The 21,166-nt window shown below is 68.6% G+C and carries 20 protein-coding genes; all 20 read right to left on the bottom strand.

Annotation, left to right across the window (positions count from 1 at the left end; all coding sequences use genetic code 11):
* Positions 1-8 precede the first annotated feature (8 nt).
* The gene (gene rpmC, locus GD748_RS08160) at positions 9-248 is read right to left on the bottom strand and encodes a 50S ribosomal protein L29 (RefSeq protein ID WP_152194684.1); all 240 of its coding nucleotides are present in this window, start codon (positions 246-248) and stop codon (positions 9-11) included.
* Positions 248-667, bottom strand: coding sequence for a 50S ribosomal protein L16 (rplP, locus tag GD748_RS08155; RefSeq protein WP_152194683.1), 420 nt, complete (start codon positions 665-667; stop codon positions 248-250). The genes rpmC and rplP overlap by 1 nt, the downstream gene beginning before the upstream one ends.
* A 3-nt stretch (positions 668-670) precedes the next feature.
* A complete protein-coding gene (gene rpsC, locus GD748_RS08150; RefSeq protein ID WP_152194682.1) occupies positions 671-1,504 on the bottom strand; it encodes a 30S ribosomal protein S3 in 834 nt (277 codons plus the stop codon).
* A complete protein-coding gene (gene rplV, locus GD748_RS08145; RefSeq protein WP_152194681.1) occupies positions 1,504-1,902 on the bottom strand; it encodes a 50S ribosomal protein L22 in 399 nt (132 codons plus the stop codon). The genes rpsC and rplV overlap by 1 nt, the downstream gene beginning before the upstream one ends.
* A gap of 50 nt (positions 1,903-1,952) precedes the next feature.
* A complete protein-coding gene (gene rpsS / locus GD748_RS08140; protein ID WP_139930137.1) occupies positions 1,953-2,234 on the bottom strand; it encodes a 30S ribosomal protein S19 in 282 nt (93 codons plus the stop codon).
* Positions 2,235-2,249: 15 nt separating this feature from the next.
* Positions 2,250-3,086, bottom strand: a complete 837-nt coding sequence (gene rplB, locus GD748_RS08135; protein ID WP_152194680.1) for a 50S ribosomal protein L2 — start codon at positions 3,084-3,086, stop codon at positions 2,250-2,252.
* Positions 3,087-3,122: 36 nt separating this feature from the next.
* Positions 3,123-3,428 (bottom strand): 50S ribosomal protein L23, encoded by a 306-nt coding sequence (rplW, locus tag GD748_RS08130; RefSeq protein WP_152194679.1) that lies wholly within the window; start codon positions 3,426-3,428, stop codon positions 3,123-3,125.
* Positions 3,425-4,078 carry a 50S ribosomal protein L4 gene (rplD, locus tag GD748_RS08125; protein WP_152195061.1) on the bottom strand — a complete coding sequence of 218 codons (654 nt, stop codon included), beginning with the start codon at positions 4,076-4,078 and terminating at the stop codon, positions 3,425-3,427. The genes rplW and rplD overlap by 4 nt, the downstream gene beginning before the upstream one ends.
* A gap of 5 nt (positions 4,079-4,083) precedes the next feature.
* Positions 4,084-4,752 carry a 50S ribosomal protein L3 gene (gene rplC, locus GD748_RS08120; RefSeq protein ID WP_152194678.1) on the bottom strand — a complete coding sequence of 223 codons (669 nt, stop codon included), beginning with the start codon at positions 4,750-4,752 and terminating at the stop codon, positions 4,084-4,086.
* An 11-nt stretch (positions 4,753-4,763) separates the two neighbouring features.
* A complete protein-coding gene (gene rpsJ, locus GD748_RS08115) occupies positions 4,764-5,072 on the bottom strand; it encodes a 30S ribosomal protein S10 (RefSeq protein WP_006502853.1) in 309 nt (102 codons plus the stop codon).
* A 956-nt stretch (positions 5,073-6,028) separates the two neighbouring features.
* A complete protein-coding gene (tuf, locus tag GD748_RS08110) occupies positions 6,029-7,222 on the bottom strand; it encodes an elongation factor Tu (protein ID WP_152194677.1) in 1,194 nt (397 codons plus the stop codon).
* A gap of 123 nt (positions 7,223-7,345) precedes the next feature.
* Complete coding sequence (gene fusA, locus GD748_RS08105) at positions 7,346-9,448, bottom strand: elongation factor G (protein WP_152194676.1); 2,103 nt, start codon at positions 9,446-9,448, stop codon at positions 7,346-7,348.
* 79 nt (positions 9,449-9,527) lie between these two features.
* Entirely contained in the window at positions 9,528-9,998 is a 471-nt protein-coding gene (rpsG, locus tag GD748_RS08100; RefSeq protein ID WP_152194675.1) for a 30S ribosomal protein S7, read from the bottom strand.
* Complete coding sequence (gene rpsL, locus GD748_RS08095; RefSeq protein ID WP_043498211.1) at positions 9,998-10,372, bottom strand: 30S ribosomal protein S12; 375 nt, start codon at positions 10,370-10,372, stop codon at positions 9,998-10,000. Before rpsL ends, rpsG begins: the two co-directional genes overlap by 1 nt.
* A 429-nt stretch (positions 10,373-10,801) precedes the next feature.
* Positions 10,802-14,692 carry a DNA-directed RNA polymerase subunit beta' gene (locus GD748_RS08090; RefSeq protein ID WP_152194674.1) on the bottom strand — a complete coding sequence of 1,297 codons (3,891 nt, stop codon included), beginning with the start codon at positions 14,690-14,692 and terminating at the stop codon, positions 10,802-10,804.
* A 131-nt stretch (positions 14,693-14,823) separates the two neighbouring features.
* Positions 14,824-18,333 (bottom strand): DNA-directed RNA polymerase subunit beta, encoded by a 3,510-nt coding sequence (gene rpoB, locus GD748_RS08085; protein WP_152194673.1) that lies wholly within the window; start codon positions 18,331-18,333, stop codon positions 14,824-14,826.
* A 240-nt stretch (positions 18,334-18,573) separates the two neighbouring features.
* Positions 18,574-18,966 (bottom strand): 50S ribosomal protein L7/L12, encoded by a 393-nt coding sequence (gene rplL / locus GD748_RS08080; RefSeq protein ID WP_152194672.1) that lies wholly within the window; start codon positions 18,964-18,966, stop codon positions 18,574-18,576.
* 81 nt (positions 18,967-19,047) lie between these two features.
* The gene (rplJ, locus tag GD748_RS08075; RefSeq protein ID WP_152194671.1) at positions 19,048-19,569 is read right to left on the bottom strand and encodes a 50S ribosomal protein L10; all 522 of its coding nucleotides are present in this window, start codon (positions 19,567-19,569) and stop codon (positions 19,048-19,050) included.
* A gap of 350 nt (positions 19,570-19,919) precedes the next feature.
* The gene (gene rplA / locus GD748_RS08070; protein ID WP_152194670.1) at positions 19,920-20,636 is read right to left on the bottom strand and encodes a 50S ribosomal protein L1; all 717 of its coding nucleotides are present in this window, start codon (positions 20,634-20,636) and stop codon (positions 19,920-19,922) included.
* 83 nt (positions 20,637-20,719) lie between these two features.
* Positions 20,720-21,151 (bottom strand): 50S ribosomal protein L11, encoded by a 432-nt coding sequence (rplK, locus tag GD748_RS08065; protein ID WP_152194669.1) that lies wholly within the window; start codon positions 21,149-21,151, stop codon positions 20,720-20,722.
* Positions 21,152-21,166: the final 15 nt, after the last annotated feature.

Below are 21,166 nucleotides of genomic sequence, written 5' to 3'. Positions count from 1 at the left end.
GACCTCGTTCACTTCTCGGTGCTCGGCGCGGTACGGATGCCGAGCTCGCGCTCGCGCACGATCGTGTAGATGCGGGCGATGTCGCGACGCACGGCCTTGAGGCGGCCGTGGTCCTCGAGCTGCCCCGTGGCTGCGGAGAACCGCAGGTTGAACAGCTCGGCCTTGGCCTTCTCGAGCTCCTGCGCGAGACGGTCGTCGTCCATGGCGTCCAGGTCGGCCGGGGCCAGACCCTTGGTTCCGATGGCCATCAGCCTTCACCACCCTCACGACTCACGAAGCGAGTCTTCATCGGGAGCTTGTGCTGGGCGCGGCTCATCGCCTCACGCGCCAGCTGCTCATCCACGCCGGCGAGCTCGAACATGATGCGGCCGGGCTTGACGTTGGCGACCCACCACTCGGGCGAGCCCTTGCCGGAACCCATGCGGGTCTCGGCCGGCTTCTTGGTGAGCGGTCGGTCGGGGAAGATGTTGATCCACACCTTGCCGCCACGCTTGATGTGACGGGTCATGGCGATACGAGCGGCCTCGATCTGCCGGTTGGTGACGTAGGCGGGCTCGAGGGCCTGGATGCCGAAGTCGCCGAACGCGATCGTGGTGCCACCCTTGGCCACGCCGCGACGCGTGGGGTGGTGCTGCTTGCGGTGCTTGGTCCGCCGGGGGATGAGCACGGCTCAGGCCTCCGTTCCGGTCGGTGCCGAAGCCTCAGCGGCCGGGGCGTCGCCCGTGGTCGCTGCGGCAGGAGCCTCCGGCGCGCGGGACTCGCCACCGCGGCCCGCGCCGTCACGGCGCGGCGCACCACGGCGCTCGCCACCACGACCACGCGGGGCGCGCGAGGCGGAGTCGGCCTGCTCGCGGGCGTACTCCTTCTCGGTCACGTCACCCTTGTAGATCCAGACCTTCACGCCGATGCGGCCGAAGGTGGTGCGGGCCTCGAAGAACCCGTAGTCGATGTTCGCGCGGAGCGTGTGCAGCGGCACCCGGCCCTCGCGGTAGAACTCCGAGCGCGACATCTCGGCACCACCGAGGCGACCGGCGCACTGCACGCGGATGCCCTTGGCGCCGGCGCGCTGGGCGGACTGCATGCCCTTGCGCATCGCGCGGCGGAAGGAGACACGGCTCGCGAGCTGCTCGGCGATGCCCTGGGCGACCAGCTGCGCGTCCATCTCGGGGTTCTTGACCTCGAGGATGTTCAGCTGGACCTGCTTGCCCGTGAGCTTCTCGAGCTCGCCACGCAGGCGGTCGGCCTCCGCGCCGCGGCGCCCGATGACGATGCCCGGGCGGGCGGTGTGCAGGTCGACGCGGACGCGGTCGCGCGTGCGCTCGATGTCCACCTTGGAGATGCCGGCCCGCTCGAGCCCGGCGGACATGAGGCGACGGATCGCCACGTCCTCGCGCACGTAGTCGCGGTAGCGCTGGCCGACCTTGGTGCTGTCGGCGAACCAGCGCGAACGGTGATCTGTGGTGATGCCGAGCCGGAACCCGGTCGGGTTGACCTTCTGACCCACTATCGGGTCCTCCCCTTCGTGCCGGCGGCCTGCTTGGCCGCGCCGTTGGTCTCAGCCTCACCGACGATGACGGTGATGTGGCTGGTCCGCTTGAGGATGCGGCTGGCCCGGCCCTGGGCGCGCGGACGGAACCGCTTCAGGGTGGGGCCCTCGTCGACGTACGCCTCGAGGACGACGAGCTTGGACTCGTCGAACGCCTCGCTGGCCTGGTCGGCCTTCACGCGAGCGTTCGCGATCGCGCTCTCGACGACCTTGCGCACGGTCTCGGCGGCCGCCTGCGGGGCGAACCGCAGCACGGACACTGCCTCTTCGGCGCGCTGACCGCGGACGACGTCCACGACCCGGCGGGCCTTCTGAGGCGTGACACGGACGAACCGCGCCTGCGCCTTGGCTTCCATGTTCCTGCCTTACTTGTCGAAAATCGGGTGCTCGGTGGAAGGACGTCGCCTCAGCGGCGACGAGCCTTGCGGTCGTCCTTGTCGTGCCCGCGGTAGGTGCGGGTCGGGGCGAACTCCCCGAGCTTGTGGCCGACCATCGACTCGGTGACGAAGACCGGGACGTGCTTGCGGCCGTCGTGCACCGCGAAGGTGTGGCCCAGGAAGTCGGGCGTGATGACCGACCGGCGGGACCAGGTCTTGATGACGTTCTTGGTGCCCTTCTCGTTCTGGACGTCCACCTTCTTCTGCAGGTGGTCGTCGACGAAGGGGCCCTTCTTCAGACTGCGCGGCATGTCGTCGTCTCCCTATCAGCGCTTCTTGCCGGTACGGCGACGGCGCACGATGAGCTTGTCGCTCGGCTTGTTCGGACGGCGGGTGCGGCCCTCGGGCTGCCCCCACGGGCTGACCGGGTGACGACCACCGGAGGTCTTGCCCTCACCACCACCGTGCGGGTGGTCGACCGGGTTCATGACGACACCGCGGACGGTGGGGCGCTTGCCCTTCCACCGCATGCGGCCGGCCTTGCCCCAGTTGATGTTCGACTGCTCGGCGTTGCCGACCTCGCCGATGGAGGCGCGGCAGCGGGCGTCGACGTTACGGATCTCGCCGGAGGGCATGCGCAGCTGGGCGTAGGCACCCTCGCGGGCGACGAGCTGGACCGACGCACCGGCCGAGCGGGCGATCTTCGCGCCGCCGCCGGGCTTGAGCTCGATGGCGTGGATGACCGTACCGACCGGGATGTTGCGCAGCGGCAGGTTGTTGCCGGGCTTGATGTCCGCGCCGGCACCGTTCTCGATGCGGTCGCCCTGCTTGAGCTTGTTCGGCGCGAGGATGTAGCGCTTCTCGCCGTCGGCGTAGTGCAGGAGCGCGATGCGCGCGGTGCGGTTCGGGTCGTACTCGATGTGCGCGACCTTGGCCGGGACGCCGTCCTTGTCGTGACGACGGAAGTCGATCACGCGGTACGCGCGCTTGTGGCCGCCGCCCTTGTGGCGGGTGGTGATCCGACCGGTGGAGTTGCGGCCACCGGTCTTGCTCAGCGGGCGGACCAGCGACTTCTCCGGCTCGGACCGGGTGATCTCGACGAAGTCGGCCACGCTCGAACCGCGGCGGCCCGGCGTCGTCGGCTTGTACTTACGGATTCCCATGGGTGTCGATCCTCAATCTTCTTCGGCTCACCGGCGTCAGCCGGCGACCTCGCCAAAGATGTCGATGGTGCCCTCGCGCAGCGTGACGATCGCGCGCTTGGTGTCCTTGCGCTTGCCCAGCCCGAACTTCGTGCGACGGGTCTTGCCCGGACGGTTCAGGGTGTTCACCGAGGCGACCTTGACGTCGAAGATCTTCTCGATGGCGTTCTTGATCTCGGTCTTGTTCGAGCGCGTGTCCACCTCGAAGGTGTACTTGCCCTCGTCGATGAGCCCGTAGCTCTTCTCCGAGACGATCGGGCGGACGATGATGTCGCGCGGGTTCTTGCTCGCCTCGACGCTCACTTGGTCTCCTCCTCGGCCTTCGGCCCGCTCACGAAGGTCTGCAGCGCGCCGGAGGTGAACACGACGTCGTCGTTGACCAGGACGTCGTAGGTGTTGAGCTGGTCGACCCAGAGCAGGTGCACGCTGGGGACGTTCCGAAGGCTCGTGACGGTCAGCTCGTCCGTGCGCTCGACGACGACCAGCGCGGAGCGCTCGGCGACGACGTTGCGCAGGGCGGCCAGCGCGACGGCGGTCTTCGGGGTCTCGCCCGAGACGAGCTCGGAGACGACGTGCACGCGGCCGGCGCGGGCCCGGTCGGACAGGGCGCCACGCAGGGCGGCGGCCTTCATCTTCTTGGGGGTGCGCTGGCTGTAGTCGCGCGGCTGCGGGCCGTGGACGACGCCACCGCCGGCGAACTGCGGGGCGCGGATCGAGCCCTGACGGGCGCGGCCGGTGCCCTTCTGCTTGTAGGGCTTGACGCCACCGCCGCGGACGTCGCCGCGGGTCTTGGTCGCGTGCGTGCCCTGGCGCGCAGCGGCGAGCTGGGCGACGACGACCTGGTGGATCAGCGGGACGTTCGTCTGGACGTCGAAGACCTCAGCAGGCAGCTCGGCCGAGCCGGCCTTCTTGCCCGCGGCGTCCAGGACGTCCACGGTCTGGGTGGTTGCCATACGGCTCACGCCCCCTTCGTGGCGGTACGGATCACGACGACGCCGCCCTTGGGCCCGGGGAGCGCGCCCGCGACGAGCAGGAGGCCCCTCTCGGCGTCCACGGCGTGGACCGTGAGGTTCTGGGTGGTCTGGCGCGCGTTGCCCATCCGGCCGGCCATGCGCTGGCCACGGAAGACGCGACCGGGGGTGGAGGCCCCGCCGATCGAGCCGGGCTTGCGGTGGTTGCGGTGCGCACCGTGCGAGGCGGAGACGCCCGCGAAGCCGTGCCGCTTCATGACACCGGCGGTGCCCTTGCCCTTGGTGGTGCCGGTGACGTCGACGGCCGCGCCGGCCTCGAACGTCTCGACGGTGAGCTCCTGGCCGAGGGCGTACTCGCCGGCGTCAGCCGTGCGGATCTCCGCGACGTGACGGCGGGGGGTGACCCCGGCCTTCTCGAAGTGGGCGCGCAGCGGCTGGGTCACCTTGCGGGGGTCGATCTCTCCGAAGGCGAGCTGGACGGCGCTGTAGCCGTCGGACTCCGCGGAACGCACCTGCGTCACCACGTTGGTGCCCACCCGGACGACCGTGACGGGCACGAGGCGGCCTGCCTCGTCCCACACCTGGGTCATGCCGAGCTTCGTGCCGAGCAGCGCCTTGACGGCGCGGCCGGCAGCCTGCTGGGAAGTGGTAGTCATTACAGGATCCCTCAGAGCTTGATCTCGATGTTGACGTCCGCCGGCAGGTCGAGTCGCATGAGCGAGTCGACGGCCTTCGGCGTCGGGTCGACGATGTCGATGAGCCGCTTGTGCGTACGCATCTCGAAGTGCTCGCGGCTGTCCTTGTACTTGTGGGGCGATCGGATGACGACGAAGACATTCTTCTCCGTCGGCAGCGGCACCGGGCCCACGACCGTCGCACCAGCGCGGGTCACCGTGTCGACGATCTTGCGCGCCGAGCTGTCGATGACCTCGTGGTCGTAGGACTTGAGCCGGATGCGGATCTTCTGTCCCGCCATGGCGTCGTCTAACCTCTCTCGTACCGCTACCTGTACCGACCCCCGCACTCGGGCGTGTCGCATTTCGCGGCACGCTCCGACCGGGATCCCCTTGTGGGGGCTGGTCGTTGTGATGCTCGTAAGGACGCGGATGTCGGTACCCGGTCCAGCAGTCGTGACGTCTGGGGCCGAACCCCAGGCAACCGGAATAGTCTGCCAGAGCGACCGGCCGCTTGGCCAATCAGGTCCTGCTCCCCGCGGTGAGGAGTGGATCACTTCTCCGACAGGTGCACGTGCGCGCAACCCGGCTCCGCAACATTACCAGCCGGGCCGCGCGGCCCGCGACCCCCAGCCGGTGCACGCGCCTGTGAGCCTGCCCACCGCGGCCGAGCCCTCCCACCGTGGCTGACGGCCCGCTCCCCCCACGCCCCCGACGGTTCGTCTCCCACGCCGTCGCGGTCCGTTCCCACACCCTCGACGGTCCGCTCCCCCGCGAACCTCTCGCCGAACCACTGTTCCGCCCCATCACCTGCGCCGGCACACACGGCTGCCTCGTCGTCGAGCGACACCTTCCGGCTGGTCGATGGCGCCCCCAACGGTGCCAAAGGTGCCACTCGGCGGAACTCGACGCCGAGCGACACGTTCCGGCTGGTCGACGGCATCCGCAGCGGTGCGGAAGGTGCCACTCGGCGGAACCCGACGCCGAGGGACACCTTCCGGCTCGTCGACGGCATCTGCAACGGTGCCGAACGTGCCGCTCGGCAGAAGCCCGCGGTGGGTGCAGGTGTGGGTACGGCTGCGCGGCCGACGTGCGGGCACCGACACGGCGGTGTTCGGCGACCTCGCTGGGGCCGTCCCGGTGGGACGCAGAAGGGCCCGGCAGCTGTGCAGCTGCCGGGCCCTCTGGTCCTGCGGTGCCGGCCGTGTGCCGGCGTCGGGGTCTCCCCCGCGGGTGCCGGATCAGATCCGGCGGTGGATCACTTGACGATCTTGGTGACCCGGCCCGAGCCAACGGTGCGGCCACCCTCACGGATGGCGAAGCCGAGGCCCTCCTCCATGGCGATCGGCTGGATCAGCTCGACCGACATCTCGGTGTTGTCGCCGGGCATGACCATCTCGGTGCCCTCGGGCAGCGTGATGACGCCGGTGACGTCGGTGGTGCGGAAGTAGAACTGCGGGCGGTAGTTCGAGTAGAACGGGTTGTGACGCCCGCCCTCGTCCTTGGCCAGGATGTAGACCTGACCCTCGAAGTTCGTGTGCGGGGTGATCGAGCCCGGCTTGCAGACGACCTGGCCGCGCTCGACGTCCTCGCGCTTGGTGCCGCGCAGCAGCAGACCGACGTTCTCGCCGGCGTCTGCGGTGTCGAGCAGCTTGCGGAACATCTCGATGCCGGTGACGGTCGTCGTCTGCTTGTGCTCCTTGATGCCGACGATCTCGACCTCCTCGTTCACCTTGAGCTGACCGCGCTCCACGCGACCGGTGACGACGGTGCCGCGCCCGGTGATCGTGAAGACGTCCTCGATCGGCATGAGGAACGGCTTGTCGATGTCGCGGACGGGGTCCGGGACGTTCTCGTCGACGGCCTGCATGAGGTCCTGGACGGACTTGACCCACTTCTCGTCGCCCTCGAGGGCCTTGAGAGCGGACACGCGGACCACGGGCGCGTCGTCGCCGGGGAACTCCTGGCTCGACAGCAGCTCACGGACCTCCATCTCGACGAGCTCGAGGATCTCCTCGTCGTCGACCATGTCGGACTTGTTCAGCGCGACCAGCAGGTAGGGCACGCCCACCTGGCGGGCGAGCAGCACGTGCTCACGGGTCTGGGCCATCGGGCCGTCGGTCGCCGCGACCACCAGGATCGCGCCGTCCATCTGGGCGGCACCGGTGATCATGTTCTTGATGTAGTCGGCGTGACCGGGCGCGTCAACGTGCGCGTAGTGGCGCTTCTCGGTCTGGTACTCGACGTGGGACACGTTGATCGTGATGCCGCGCTGACGCTCCTCGGGAGCGTTGTCGACCTGGTCGAACGGCGTGAACGTGTTCAGGTCGGGGTACTGGTCGGCCAGCACCTTCGAGATGGCAGCGGTCAGCGTCGTCTTGCCGTGGTCGACGTGACCGATGGTGCCGATGTTGACGTGCGGCTTGGTCCGCTCGAACTTGGCCTTCGCCACTGTGGTCCTCCTGGGACTTGGGTAGTTGTCTCACAGCTCTGGCAGGTGCTTGGCGGCCCCTGCCCGGGCGGTGCGGATCCTACGGGTCGGTTATGGGTTTCTTGCTGGGTCGACCTGTGGGACTCACTCGCCCCGGGTCTTCTTGATGATCTCCTCGGCGACGTTCCGAGGAACCTCCGCATAGCTGTCGAACTGCATCGAGTACACCGCCCGACCCTGGGTCTTGGACCGCAGGTCGCCGACGTATCCGAACATCTCGGACAGTGGCACAAGAGCGCGCACGACCTTGACGCCGCTCGCCTCTTCCATCGACTGGATCATGCCACGGCGGGAGTTGAGGTCGCCAATGACGTCACCCATGTACTCCTCGGGCGTACGCACCTCGACGTCCATCATCGGCTCGAGCAGTGCCGGGTCGGCCTTGCGGACGCCCTCCTTGAGCACCATCGAGCCGGCGATCTTGAAGGCCATCTCCGAGGAGTCGACGTCGTGGTAGGCGCCGTCGAGCAGGGTGGCCTTGACGCCCACCATCGGGTAGCCCGCCAGGACACCGTTCTGCAGCGCGTCCTGGATGCCGGCGTCCACGCTGGGGATGTACTCGCGCGGGATGCGGCCGCCGGTGACCTTGTTGTCGAACTCGTACAGCTCGCCCTCGGAGGTGTCGAGGGGCTCGAAGGTGACCTGCACCTTCGCGAACTGGCCGGAGCCACCGGTCTGCTTCTTGTGCGTGTAGTCGACCTTCTCGACGGCGCGGCGGATGGTCTCGCGGTACGCGACCATCGGGGCGCCGACGTTGGCCTCGACCTTGAACTCGCGACGCATGCGGTCCACGAGGATGTCCAGGTGCAGCTCGCCCATGCCGCCGATGACGGTCTGGCCGGTCTCCTCGTCCAGCCGGACGGAGAACGTGGGGTCCTCCTCGGCCAGCTTCTGGATCGCGGTGGAGAGCTTCTCCTGGTCGCCCTTGGTCTTGGGCTCGATGGCCACGTGGATCACGGGCTCGGGGAAGGACATCGACTCGAGGACGACCGGGTCGTCGATCGCGCAGAGGGTGTCACCGGTGGTGACGTCCTTCAGACCGATGAAGGCGTAGATGTGGCCCGCGTGGGCCTCCTCGATCGGGTTCTCCTTGTTGGAGTGCATCTGGAACATCTTCCCGATGCGCTCCTTCTTGCCCTTGGTGGAGTTGAGCACCTGGGCACCCTGCGCGGCGGTACCGGAGTACACGCGGACGTAGGTGAGCTTGCCGAAGAAGGGGTGCGTGGCGACCTTGAACGCCAGGCCGGCGAAGGCGTCGTCCTCGTTCGGGTGACGCTCGATGATCGTGTCCTCGTCACCGACGGCGTGGCCCTGCACGGCAGGGACGTCGAGCGGGTTCGGCAGGTAGTCGATCACGGCGTCGAGCATGGGCTGGACGCCCTTGTTCTTGAACGCCGAGCCGCAGAAGACCGGGTAGGCCTCGCCGGCGACCGTGAGGGCGCGCACGCCCTTCTTGATCTCCTCGACCGTGAGCTCCTCGCCGCCGAGGTACTTCTCGAGAAGCTCCTCGTCGGCCTCCGCGACCTGCTCGATGAGCTTGTTGCGGTACTCGTCGGCCTTGTCCTTGAGGTCGGCCGGGATCTCCTCGACCTCGTAGTCCTCGCCGATCTTGACGTCGCCTCGCCAGGTCAGCGCACGCATGTTGACGAGGTCGACGACGCCCTGGAAGTCGCTCTCGGCACCGATGGGCAGCTGCATGACCAGCGGGGTCGCCTTGAGGCGGTCCACGATCGTCTTGACGGTGAAGTAGAAGTCCGCGCCGAGCTTGTCCATCTTGTTGACGAAGCAGATGCGCGGGACGTTGTACTTGTCCGCCTGGCGCCACACCGTCTCGGACTGGGGCTCGACACCCTCCTTGCCGTCGAAGACCGCGACGGCGCCGTCGAGCACGCGCAGGGAGCGCTCGACCTCGACCGTGAAGTCCACGTGGCCGGGGGTGTCGATGATGTTGATCTGGTTGTCGTGCCAGAAGCAGGTGGTGGCCGCGGAGGTGATGGTGATACCGCGCTCCTGCTCCTGCTCCATCCAGTCCATCGTCGAGGCGCCGTCGTGCGTCTCGCCGATCTTGTAGTTGATGCCGGTGTAGAACAGGATCCGCTCGGTCGTCGTCGTCTTGCCGGCGTCGATGTGCGCCATGATGCCGATGTTGCGGACCTTGGTCAGGTCGGTCAGCACGTCAAGTGCCACGTGAGGCTCTCTTCGGTCGGGTCGGTCGTGAGGACGGGGTGCGCGCCGCCGGGATCACCGGCGGCGCGGGGGCCCGGGACTACCAGCGGTAGTGCGCGAAGGCCTTGTTGGACTCGGCCATCTTGTGCGTGTCCTCGCGGCGCTTCACAGCGGCGCCGAGGCCGTTGGAGGCGTCGAGGATCTCGTTCATCAGACGCTCGGTCATCGTCTTCTCGCGGCGCGACCGGGCGTAGTCGACCAGCCAGCGCAGGGCGAGGGTGGTCTGACGGACCGGGCGGACCTCGACGGGCACCTGGTAGGTGGCGCCACCGACGCGGCGCGAACGCACCTCGAGGGACGGACGCACGTTCTCCAGGGCCCGCTTGAGGACGACGGCGGGGTCGGAGTCGGTCTTGTCGCGGACACCCTCGAGGGCGCCGTAGACGATGCGCTCGGCGGTGGACTTCTTGCCGTCCTGGAGCACGCGGTTGACCAGCTGGGTCACGACCGGGGAGCCGTAGACCGGGTCGACGACGAGCGGACGCTTCGGGGCGGGGCCCTTACGAGGCATTACTTCTTCTCCTTCTTCGCGCCGTAGCGGCTGCGAGCCTGCTGGCGGCCCCGGACACCCTGGGTGTCGAGCGCGCCGCGGACGATCTTGTAACGGACACCGGGCAGGTCCTTCACACGACCGCCGCGCACGAGCACGATCGAGTGCTCCTGGAGGTTGTGGCCGACGCCGGGGATGTACGCGGTGACCTCGATGCCGGAGGACAGGCGCACGCGGGCGACCTTCCGAAGAGCCGAGTTCGGCTTCTTCGGGGTCGTGGTGTACACGCGGGTGCACACACCGCGACGCTGCGGGCTGCCCTTGAGGGCCGGCGTCTTGGAGGTCCCGACCTTGACGCTACGGCCCTTGCGGACCAGCTGCTGAATCGTGGGCACTACATCTCCGTCTCGAAGTACTTAGCTGTGTCGATGTTGCTCTGCTCGCCCGACCACGGGGTCGACCGGCACGGACCTGATCGGTCCGTCCTGGCTCGCTCCCCTGCCCCCGTTGTCGGGCGTGTCGACCAGCTTCCGTGCGGCCTGGTCTGCCACCGTAAGGCGTGGAGTGACTGGCTGCTACTGGGCGGGTGACGCCGTTGCGCCCCGGCTCCGCCACGGTGGTCACCCACCGGCGCGAGAGGCACGCACGAGAGCCCGATAGTCGCGGGCACCGCCGACCAGCGTACTCTGCGGCGGTTTCCTGCGTCAAAGCATGGGACAGGGGTGGGGCGTGGTGTGCGCCACCTCAGGGCGCGCACCTCGTCCGGACACGCGGCGGGGCCGGGAGGCTGCTCGCCTCTCGGCCCCGCCGCGCTCAGCGTGTGGTCAGCGGAACTCGAGCCCGTACGTGTCCGGACCGAAATCCAGCTCGTCGAGCAGGATCGAGTCGGAGGTTCCACCTGCCGGCGCGAAGTCGATGTCGCTGTAGCCCAGCCGGCTGAACGCCTGGGCCTTGGCCTCCTCGGTCGGCTCCACGACCACCTCGTGGTAGCGGGGCAGGCCCGTCCCGGCCGGGATGAGCTTACCGAGGATGACGTTCTCCTTCAGGCCGAGCAGCGGGTCGCGCCGCCCGCTCATGGCCGCCTCGGTGAGGACCTTCGTCGTCTCCTGGAAGGAGGCGGCGGAGAGCCACGAGTCGGTCGCGAGCGAGGCCTTGGTGATACCCATCAGCTCGGGTCGGCCGGAGGCGGGGGTGCCGCCCTCGGAGACGACGCGGCGGTTCTCGACCTCGAAGCGCGCACGCTCCATGAGCTCGCCGGGCAGCAGCCTGGTGTCGCCGGAGTCGAGCACCGTCACGCGGCGCAGCATCTGGCGGACGATGACCTCGATGTGCTTGTCGTGGATGTCCACGCCCTGGGAGCGGTAGACCTCCTGGACCTGCTCGACGAGGTGCTTCTGCGTGGCACGCGGGCCGAGGATGCGCAGGACCTTCTTCGGGTCCACGGCACCGGCGATGAGCTGCTTGCCGACGGCCACGTGCTCGCCGTCCTCGATCAGCAGACGGGCTCGCTTGGTCACCGGGTAGACGGCGTCCTCCTGGCCGTCGTCACGGGTGATGACCAGCTTGCGCGTGCGCTCGCTGTCGTCGATCGTGACCCGGCCGGCGGCCTCGGCGATCGGGGCCTCACCCTTGGGGGTGCGGGCCTCGAAGAGCTCCTGCACACGGGGCAGACCCTGCGTGATGTCCTCCGCGGAGGCGGCGCCACCGGTGTGGAACGTACGCATCGTCAGCTGGGTGCCGGGCTCGCCGATGGACTGCGCGGCGATGATGCCGACGGCCTCGCCGATGTCCACCAGCTTGCCGGTGGCCAGGGAGCGGCCGTAGCACTTGGCGCAGGTGCCGACGTGCGACTCGCAGGTGAGCACGGAGCGGATCTTGACCTCGCTCACGCCGCCCTCGATGAGCTTGGCGATGAGCACGTCACCGACGTCGTCCCCGGCCTGGGCCAGGACGTTGCCGTCCGCGTCCTTGACCTCCTGGGCCAGGGTGCGGGCGTAGACGCTCGTCTCGACCGTCTCGGCGCGCAGCAGCTGGCCCTTGAGGCCGGGCTCGGCGATGGTCATCGTCAGGCCCATGCGGGTGCCGCAGTCGTCCTCGCGGACGATGACGTCCTGCGACACGTCCACCAGGCGACGGGTGAGGTACCCGGAGTCGGCGGTCCGCAGCGCGGTGTCCGCCAGGCCCTTGCGCGCACCGTGGGTGGCGATGAAGTACTCCAGGACGGACAGGCCCTCGCGGTAGTTGGACTTGATCGGGCGAGGGATGATCTCACCCTTCGGGTCCGCCACGAGGCCACGCATACCGGCGATCTGGCGCACCTGCATCCAGTTGCCGCGGGCGCCGGAGGAGACCATGCGGAACACGGTGTTGCGCTCCGGGAAGTTCTCCCGCATCGCCTCGTCGACGTCGTTGGTGGCCTGGGTCCAGATGTCGATGAGCTCCTGACGGCGCTCGTCGTCGGTGATCAGACCGAGGTCGTACTGGTCCTGGATCTTCTCGGCCTCGCCCTCGTACTTCTCGAGGATGCCGGCCTTGGCGTCCGGGGCCACGACGTCGGAGATCGCGATGGTCACGCCGGAGCGCGAGGCCCACCGGAAGCCGGCCTCCTTCAGCGCGTCCAGGCTCGCCCCGACCTCGACCTTGGGGTACCGCTCGGCCAGGTCGTTGACGATCGAGCCGAGCACCTTCTTGTCGACGACGCCGTTGATGTACGGGTAGTCCACCGGCAGCAGGTCGTTGAACAGGGTGCGGCCCAGGGTGGTGTCGAGGACGTACGGGTCGCCCTCGGTCCAGCCCTCCGGCGCCGTCCAGCCCTGCGGCGGGACGAGCTCGGGGAACCGCACCTTGATCGCGGCGTTGAGGTCCAGGTCGCCGGCGTCGAAGGCCATGATCGCCTCGGAGACCGAGGAGAACGAGCGGCCCTCGCCGAGGGCGTCCGCACGGTCGGAGGTGAGGTGGAACAGACCGATGATCATGTCCTGGGAGGGCATGGTCACCGGACGGCCGTCCGACGGCTTGAGGATGTTGTTGCTGGAGAGCATGAGGATGCGGGCCTCGGCCTGCGCCTCGGTGCTCAGCGGCAGGTGCACGGCCATCTGGTCGCCGTCGAAGTCGGCGTTGAAGGCGGTGCAGACCAGCGGGTGGAGCGCGATGGCCTTGCCCTCGACCAGCTGCGGCTCGAACGCCTGGATCCCCAGACGGTGCAGCGTGGGCGCACGGTTCAGCAGCACAGGGTGCTCACGGATGACCTCGGAGAGCACGTCCCACACCTGCGGGCGCGAGCGCTCGACCATCCGCTTGGCGGCCTTGATGTTCTGGGCGTGGTTGAGGTCGACCAGACGCTTCATGACGAAGGGCTTGAAGAGCTCGAGCGCCATCTGCTTGGGCAGACCGCACTGGTGCAGCTTCAGGGTCGGGCCGACCACGATGACCGAACGGCCCGAGTAGTCGACGCGCTTGCCGAGCAGGTTCTGGCGGAACCGGCCCTGCTTGCCCTTGAGCATGTCCGAGATCGACTTCAGGGCGCGGTTGCCCGGGCCCGTCACCGGACGCCCGCGGCGGCCGTTGTCGAACAGCGCGTCCACGGACTCCTGGAGCATGCGCTTCTCGTTGTTGACGATGATCTCCGGCGCGCCCAGGTCCAGCAGCCGCTTGAGGCGGTTGTTGCGGTTGATGACGCGGCGGTAGAGGTCGTTCAGGTCCGAGGTCGCGAACCGGCCACCGTCGAGCTGCACCATCGGGCGCAGGTCCGGCGGGATGACCGGGACGCAGTCCAGGACCATGCCCTGCGGGGAGTTGCCGGTGGTCAGGAACGCGTTGACGACCTTGAGGCGCTTGAGCGCCCGGGTCTTGCGCTGCCCGGTGCCCGTGGCGATGACCTCGCGCAGCGAGTCGGCCTCGGCCTGCAGGTCGAAGCTCTCCAGACGCTTCTGGATCGCCTCGGCGCCCATCGAGCCCTTGAAGTAGATGCCGTAGCGGGCGTTCAGCTCGCGGTAGAGCAGCTCGTCGCCCTCGAGGTCACCGACCTTGAGGTTCTTGAAGCGGTCCCACACGCGGTCCAGGCGCTCGAGGTCGGCGTCGGCGCGCTTGCGGATCTGGGTCATCTCGCGCTCGGCGGACTTGCGGACCTTGTCGCGCGCGTCGGCCTTGGCGCCGGACGCCTCCAGCTCCGCGAGGTCGGCCTCGAGCCGCTGCGCGCGGGCCTCGATGTCGGTGTCGCGCTTGGTCTCGACCTGCTTCTTCTCCAGGTCGATCTCGTTCTGCAGCGAGCTCAGGTCCTCGTGGCGGCCGTCCTCGTCCACCTCGGTGATCATGTAGGCGGCGAAGTAGATGACCTTCTCGAGGTCCTTCGGCGCCAGGTTCAGCAGGTAGCCCAGGCGGGAGGGCACACCCTTGAAGTACCAGATGTGGGTGACGGGCGCGGCCAGCTCGATGTGGCCCATCCGCTCGCGGCGGACCTTCGAGCGGGTGACCTCCACGCCGCAGCGCTCGCAGATGATGCCCTTGTAGCGCACGCGCTTGTACTTGCCGCAGGCGCACTCCCAGTCGCGGGTGGGCCCGAAGATCTGCTCGCCGAAGAGCCCGTCCTTCTCCGGCTTCAGGGTGCGGTAGTTGATGGTCTCGGGCTTCTTGACCTCACCGTGCGACCACTCGCGCACATCCGCCGCCGTGGCGAGCGAGATGTGGAGCTGGTCGAAGACATTGACGTCGAGCAAGGGTTCCTACTTCCTCCGGTAGAACACCGTGTACAGCTTGAGGTTGGGCGCCGGTGGGGCTGGTGGCGCCGGGGGCGTCGCCGAGCGTGTTCTCTCGCTCGGCGACACCGCCACGGCGGACCCCCTCGGGCTCAGAGTTCGTCGACGCTGCTGGCGTCGGGGCGACGCGAGAGGTCGATGCCGAGCTCCTCGGCAGCGCGGTAGACCTCGTCGTCGGCGTCCCGCAGCTCGATGGCGTTGCCCTCGGCGTCGAGCGCCTCGACGTTCAGGCACAGCGACCGCATCTCCTTGATGAGCACCTTGAAGGACTCGGGGATGCCCGGCTCGGGGATGTTCTCGCCCTTGACGATGGCCTCGTAGACCTTCACGCGGCCGGTGACGTCGTCGGACTTGATCGTCAGCAGCTCCTGGAGGGCGTAGGCGGCGCCGTAGGCCTCCAGGGCCCAGACCTCCATCTCGCCGAAGCGCTGGCCACCGAACTGCGCCTTACCGCCCAGCGGCTGCTGGGTGATCATCGAGTACGGACCCGTCGAGCGCGCGTGGATCTTGTCGTCCACCAGGTGGTGCAGCTTCAGGATGTACATGTAGCCGACCGAGATGGGCTCCGGGTACGGCTCGCCGGAACGGCCGTCGAAGAGCTGCGCCTTGCCGTCGGTGCCGACCAGCCGGTCACCGTCGCGGGTGAGCGTGGTGTGCCCGAGCAGCCCGGTGACCTCCTCCTGGTGGATGCCGTCGAAGACGGGCGTGGCGACGGTGGTGCCGGGGGCGCCCCGCAGGGCCTCCTCGGGCAGGTTCTTCGTCCACTCCTCGGCCATCTTGGCGGCCTCGGTGACGTCCCAGCCCTGCGCGGCGATCCAGCCCAGGTGCAGCTCGAGGACCTGGCCGACGTTCATACGGCCGGGGACGCCGAGCGGGTTCAGGATCACGTCGACGGGGGTGCCGTCGGGCAGGAACGGCATGTCCTCGACGGGCAGGATCTTGGAGATCACACCCTTGTTGCCGTGCCGGCCGGCGAGCTTGTCGCCGTCGGTGATCTTGCGTCGCTGGGCGATGTAGACGCGCACCATCTGGTTCACGCCCGGGGGCAGCTCGTCGTCGTCCTCGGCGCTGAACTCGCGGATGCCGATGACGATGCCGGACTCGCCGTGGGGCACCTTCAGGGACGTGTCGCGGACCTCGCGGGCCTTCTCGCCGAAGATCGCGCGGAGCAGACGCTCCTCGGAGGTCAGCTCGGTCTCGCCCTTGGGGGTCACCTTGCCGACGAGGATGTCGCCGGAGTTGACCTCGGCGCCGATGCGGATGATGCCGCGCTCGTCCAGGTCCGCCAGGACCTCCTCGGAGACGTTCGGGATGTCCCGGGTGATCTCCTCGGCGCCCAGCTTCGTCTCGCGCGCGTCGACCTCGTGCTCCTCGATGTGGATCGAGGTGAGCACGTCGTCGGCGACGAGGCGCTGGGACAGGATGATGGCGTCCTCGTAGTTGTAGCCCTCCCACGACATGAACGCGACCAGCAGGTTGCGTCCCAGGGCGAGCTCGCCCTCGTCGGTGGCGGGACCGTCGGCGAGCACCGAGCCGACCTCGACCCGGGCGCCCTCGTCGACCAGCACGCGCTGGTTGTAGGAGTTGCCCTGGTTGGACCGGCGGAACTTCGCGACCCGGTAGACCTGGTTCGTGCCGTCGTCGCCGGCCACGTGGACCGAGTCGGCCGAGACCTCGGTGACGACACCGGGCTTGGTCGCGACGATGACGTCCGCGGCGTCGACCGCGGCACGGCGCTCCATGCCGGTCCCGACGAGCGGGGCCTCGCTGCGGAGCAGCGGCACGGCCTGGCGCTGCATGTTCGCACCCATGAGGGCGCGGTTGGCGTCGTCGTGCTCGAGGAACGGGATCATGGCCGTGGCCACGGACACCATCTGGCGCGCGGAGACGTCCATGTAGTCGATCTCGTCGACGGCGACCAGGGCCGGCTCACCGCCGGAGAGGCGGCACAGGGCGCGGTCCTCGACGAACTTGCCGTTGTCGTCGATCGGGGCCGAGGCCTGGGCGATGACGTGACGGTCCTCGTCGTCGGCCGTGAGGTAGACGACCTCGTCGGTGACGACGCCGTCCTTGACCAGCCGGTAGGGCGTCTCGACGAAGCCGAACGGGTTGATCCGCGCGTACGTGGCGAGCGAGCCGATCAGACCGATGTTCGGGCCCTCAGGGGTCTCGATCGGGCACATGCGGCCGTAGTGCGACGGGTGGACGTCGCGGACCTCCATGCCGGCGCGGTCGCGGGAGAGACCGCCGGGGCCGAGCGCGGACAGGCGCCGCTTGTGCGTCAGGCCGGACAGCGGGTTGTTCTGGTCCAGGAACTGCGAGAGCTGCGAGGTCCCGAAGAACTCCTTGATCGACGCCACGACCGGGCGGATGTTGATCAGGGTCTGCGGGGTGATCGCCTCGACGTCCTGCGTGGTCATCCGCTCGCGGACGACGCGCTCCATCCGGGACAGACCGGTGCGGACCTGGTTCTGGATGAGCTCGCCGACGGCGCGGATGCGGCGGTTGCCGAAGTGGTCGATGTCGTCCGTCTCGACGCGGACGTCGACCGGCTCGCCGTTGCGGGTGCCGGCCAGCTCCTCGTCACCCTTGTGCAGGGCGAGGAGGTACTTGATAGCGGCGACGATGTCGTCCAGGCGCAGGACGGACTCGGTGAGGTCGGTGGTCAGGCCGAGCTTCTTGTTGACCTTGTACCGGCCGACCTTGGCGAGGTCGTAGCGCTTGGGGTTGAAGTAGTAGTTCTCCAGCAGCGTGCGGCCGGCCTCGACGGTCGGCGGCTCGCCGGGGCGGACCTTGCGGTAGATGTCGAGCAGGGCCTCGTCCTGGGTGTGGACGTTGTCCTTCTCCAGGGTCTCCATGAGCACCGGGTAGTCCGCGAACTGCTCGCGGATCTCGGACTCGGTCATGCCGAGCGCCCGCAGGAACACCGTCACGGACTGCTTGCGCTTGCGGTCGATGCGCACGCCGACGGCGTCACGCTTGTCGATCTCGAACTCGAGCCACGCGCCGCGGCTGGGGATCACCTTCGTGGTGAAGATGTCCTTGTCGGACGTCTTGTCGGCGACCTTCTCGAAGTACACGCCCGGGGAGCGGACGAGCTGGGAGACGACGACGCGCTCGGTGCCGTTGATGATGAACGTGCCGCGGTCGGTCATGAGCGGGAAGTCGCCCATGAACACCGTCTGCGACTTGATCTCGCCGGTGGTGTAGTTGACGAACTCCGCCGTGACGAACAGCGGCGCGCCGTAGGTGAAGTCCTTCTCCTTGCACTCCTCCGCCGTGTACTTCGGCGGCTCGAAGCGGTGGTCGCGGAACGAGAGCGACATGGACTGGCCGAAGTCCTCGATCGGGGAGATCTCTGCGAAGATCTCCTCCAGGCCGGAGGTGGTGGACACGTTCGTGTCACCGACGGCGGCAGCCGCCTCGACGCGGGCGCGCCAGGCGTCGTCACCGAGGAGCCAGTCGAAGCTCTCGGTCTGCAGGCCGAGGAGGTTGGGGGCCTGGAGCGGCTCGTGAATCTTGGCGAACGAGACACGGCGCGAAGCCGTCCGGGTCGCGATAGCGTCAGCAGTAGGTGCGGAAGAGGTGCGCGAGGCAGCCAAAGGGGGTCCTTCCCTGCGATTGGAATGCACACTGCACTGATACCTGGGGCGGTGGGGCCTGTCGACAGGCAGAAGTCAGCGCAAAGCGTCAGCATACCCGCAGATCGGTGCAAGGTCCAGCGGGCAGTCATGCGTCGAACGAGGCCCGCACCACCTGAGTGGTGCGGGCCTCGTCCTCGAGCTGTGCTGCTTACCGGCTCCCGGCGGGCGCCTGGGCGTCCGTGCGGGGCCGGCGGGCGGTCACTTGAGGGTGACGGTGGCGCCGGCGCCCTCGAGGGCCTCCTTGGCCTTGTCGGCCGCGTCCTTGGCCACGCCCTCCAGGACGGGCTTCGGAGCGCCGTCGACGAGGTCCTTGGCCTCCTTCAGGCCGAGGGAGGTCAGGGCGCGCACCTCCTTGATGACCTGGATCTTCTTGTCGCCGACCGACTCGAGGACGACGTCGAACTCGGTCTTCTCCTCGGCCTCCTCGGCGGCGCCACCACCGGCGGCCGGAGCACCGGCAGCGGCAACGGCGACGGGGGCGGCGGCGGTGACCTCGAAGGTCTCCTCGAACTGCTTCACGAACTCGGAGAGCTCGATGAGGGTGAGCTCCTTGAAAGCCTCGATGAGCTCGTCAGTGCTGAGCTTCGCCATGGTTGGCGTTCCTTCCTGGTTGTCCTGCTACGCGAGCAGAGGGTGGGGGTGATGCGTGCCGTGGCCGGTCCCGGGGCGGGATCAGGCCTCGGCGGCCTGCTTCTCGCGCAGGGCCTCGATGGTGCGCGCGGCCTGGGTGGCCGGTGCGGTGAAGAGGTAGGCGGCCTGGAACAGCGCAGCCTTGAACGCTCCGGCCGCCTTGCCCAGCAGCACGTCGCGGGACTCGAGCTCGGCGAGCTTGGTGACGTCCTCGCCGGAGAGCTTGTTGCCCTCCAGGACCCCACCCTTGATCACGAGCTGAGGGTTCGCCTTGGCGAAGTCACGCAGCGACTTGGCCGCGTCCACCGGTTCCCCGGTCACGAACGCGATCGCGGTGGGTCCGGTGAGCTCGTCCTCGAGGTTGTCGAGGCCGGCCTCCTTCGCCGCGATGGCCGTCAGCGTGTTCTTCACCACGGCGTAGTCAGCGGTACCGGCGAGCGAGCGGCGCAGCTGCTTGAGCTGGGCGACGCTGAGTCCGCGGTACTCGGTCAGCAGGACGGCGCTCGACCCGCGGAACTGCTCCGCGAGCTCGGCAACCGCTGCCGCCTTGTCAGGCCTCGCCATGGCCCTCCTTCCGGTAGTGACGCTCGGTCGGTGGGTCCGGGCACAGAAAGAGCCCCGTGCGCAGGAAGGCACGGGGCTCGTGAACCACGAAGGGCTGAAAGCTCGTATCTCACCTGCGCTGGCTCCGCTGCTGCGGACTTGGCCCCGTCTGGCAGACGGGCGACCGGCGGTCTTTGGCGAAGGACACGCTACACGGTCGCGACGCGGGCGGGCAACGTGCCGACCGCTGCACAGACGTGTCGTTGCCCACACGCCGCTGAACGACGCGGGCACGCCGTCCGCCGCCAGATCGACGCCGGCCCGGCACCTCCTGCTGGAGGGCCGGGCCGGCGCGGTGGTTCAGCGGTGCGTCAGGACGCGTCCTCGGAGACGAGGTTGCGCGTCTTGGTGGCGTCCAGCGGGATGCCGGGGCCCATCGTCGTCGTCATGGTCGCCTTGGTGATGTAGCGGCCCTTGGAGCTGGCCGGCTTCAGGCGCAGGATCTCCTCCTGGGCGGCGGCGTAGTTCTCCAAGAGCTGCTTCTCGTCGAAGCTGGCCTTGCCGATGATGAAGTGCAGGTTCGAGTGCTTGTCGACCCGGAACTCGATCCGGCCGCCCTTGATGTCGTTGACCGCCTTGGCCACGTCCATCGTCACGGTGCCGGTCTTCGGGTTCGGCATGAGCCCGCGGGGACCGAGCACGCGGCCGAGGCGGCCGACCTTGCCCATGAGGTCGGGGGTCGCCACGGCGGCGTCGAAGTCGGTGTACCCGGCCGCGACCTTCTCGATCAGCTCGTCGCCACCGACCTCGTCCGCGCCGGCCTCGATGGCCTGGGTGGCGCGGTCACCGACGGCGAAGACCAGGACCCGAGCGGTCTTGCCGGTGCCGTGGGGCAGGTTGACGGTGCCGCGCACCATCTGGTCTGCCTTGCGGGGGTCGACGCCGAGGCGGAAGACGACCTCGACGGTGGAGTCGAACTTGGTGGTCGCACCCTCCTTGGCCAGGCGCACGGCCTGGAGGGGGGCGTAGAGCTCGCCGTCGTGAACCTTCTCGGCGGCCTTGCGGTAGTTCTTGCTGCGCGTTGCCATCTGCTTCTCCTGATGCAGTCGTGGTCTGCGGGTCCGCGCGGACCCTGCCACTGGCACCGTGAGGTGCCTGTCGGATGTGTCGGTCAGCCCTCGACCGTGATGCCCATGGAGCGGGCGGTGCCGGCGATGATCTTCTCGGCGGCCTCGAGGTCGTTGGCGTTGAGGTCTTCCTGCTTGGTGCGGGCGATCTCCTGGACCTGCTCACGGCTGATCGTGGCGACCTTGACCGTGTGCGGGGTGCCGGAGCCCTTGGCCACACCGGCGGCCTTCTTGATCATCTCGGCGGCCGGCGGCGTCTTGGTGACGAAGGTGAAGGAACGGTCTTCGTAGACCGTGATCTCCACCGGGATCACGTTGCCGCGCTGCGACTCGGTGGCCGCGTTGTAGGCCTTGCAGAACTCCATGATGTTGACGCCGTGCTGTCCCAGCGCGGGGCCGATCGGCGGCGCGGGGGTCGCGGCGCCGGCCTGGATCTGGAGCTTGATCAGGCCTGCAACCTTCTTCTTGGGGGGCATGTTCGGGTCCTTACG

The organism is Georgenia subflava (assembly GCF_009193155.1).
Lineage (GTDB): Bacteria > Actinomycetota > Actinomycetes > Actinomycetales > Actinomycetaceae > Georgenia > Georgenia subflava.
Note: the sequence above shows the minus strand (reverse complement) of the source record. Positions and strands in the feature narration are given on the sequence as shown.

What these genes read in the sequence shown, in the direction of transcription:
- rplK (WP_152194669.1), bottom strand. Translation starts at nt 21,151, where the DNA reads ATGCCCCCCAAGAAGAAGGTTGCAGGCCTGATCAAGCTCCAGATCCAG.
- rpsG (WP_152194675.1), bottom strand. Translation starts at nt 9,998, where the DNA reads ATGCCTCGTAAGGGCCCCGCCCCGAAGCGTCCGCTCGTCGTCGACCCG.
- rplV (WP_152194681.1), bottom strand. Translation starts at nt 1,902, where the DNA reads ATGGAAGCCAAGGCGCAGGCGCGGTTCGTCCGTGTCACGCCTCAGAAG.
- rpsS (WP_139930137.1), bottom strand. Translation starts at nt 2,234, where the DNA reads ATGCCGCGCAGTCTGAAGAAGGGCCCCTTCGTCGACGACCACCTGCAG.
- rplJ (WP_152194671.1), bottom strand. Translation starts at nt 19,569, where the DNA reads ATGGCGAGGCCTGACAAGGCGGCAGCGGTTGCCGAGCTCGCGGAGCAG.
- rpmC (WP_152194684.1), bottom strand. Translation starts at nt 248, where the DNA reads ATGGCCATCGGAACCAAGGGTCTGGCCCCGGCCGACCTGGACGCCATG.
- rplB (WP_152194680.1), bottom strand. Translation starts at nt 3,086, where the DNA reads ATGGGAATCCGTAAGTACAAGCCGACGACGCCGGGCCGCCGCGGTTCG.
- rpsJ (WP_006502853.1), bottom strand. Translation starts at nt 5,072, where the DNA reads ATGGCGGGACAGAAGATCCGCATCCGGCTCAAGTCCTACGACCACGAG.
- rplC (WP_152194678.1), bottom strand. Translation starts at nt 4,752, where the DNA reads ATGACTACCACTTCCCAGCAGGCTGCCGGCCGCGCCGTCAAGGCGCTG.
- rplA (WP_152194670.1), bottom strand. Translation starts at nt 20,636, where the DNA reads ATGGCAACGCGCAGCAAGAACTACCGCAAGGCCGCCGAGAAGGTTCAC.
- rplD (WP_152195061.1), bottom strand. Translation starts at nt 4,078, where the DNA reads ATGGCAACCACCCAGACCGTGGACGTCCTGGACGCCGCGGGCAAGAAG.
- rplL (WP_152194672.1), bottom strand. Translation starts at nt 18,966, where the DNA reads ATGGCGAAGCTCAGCACTGACGAGCTCATCGAGGCTTTCAAGGAGCTC.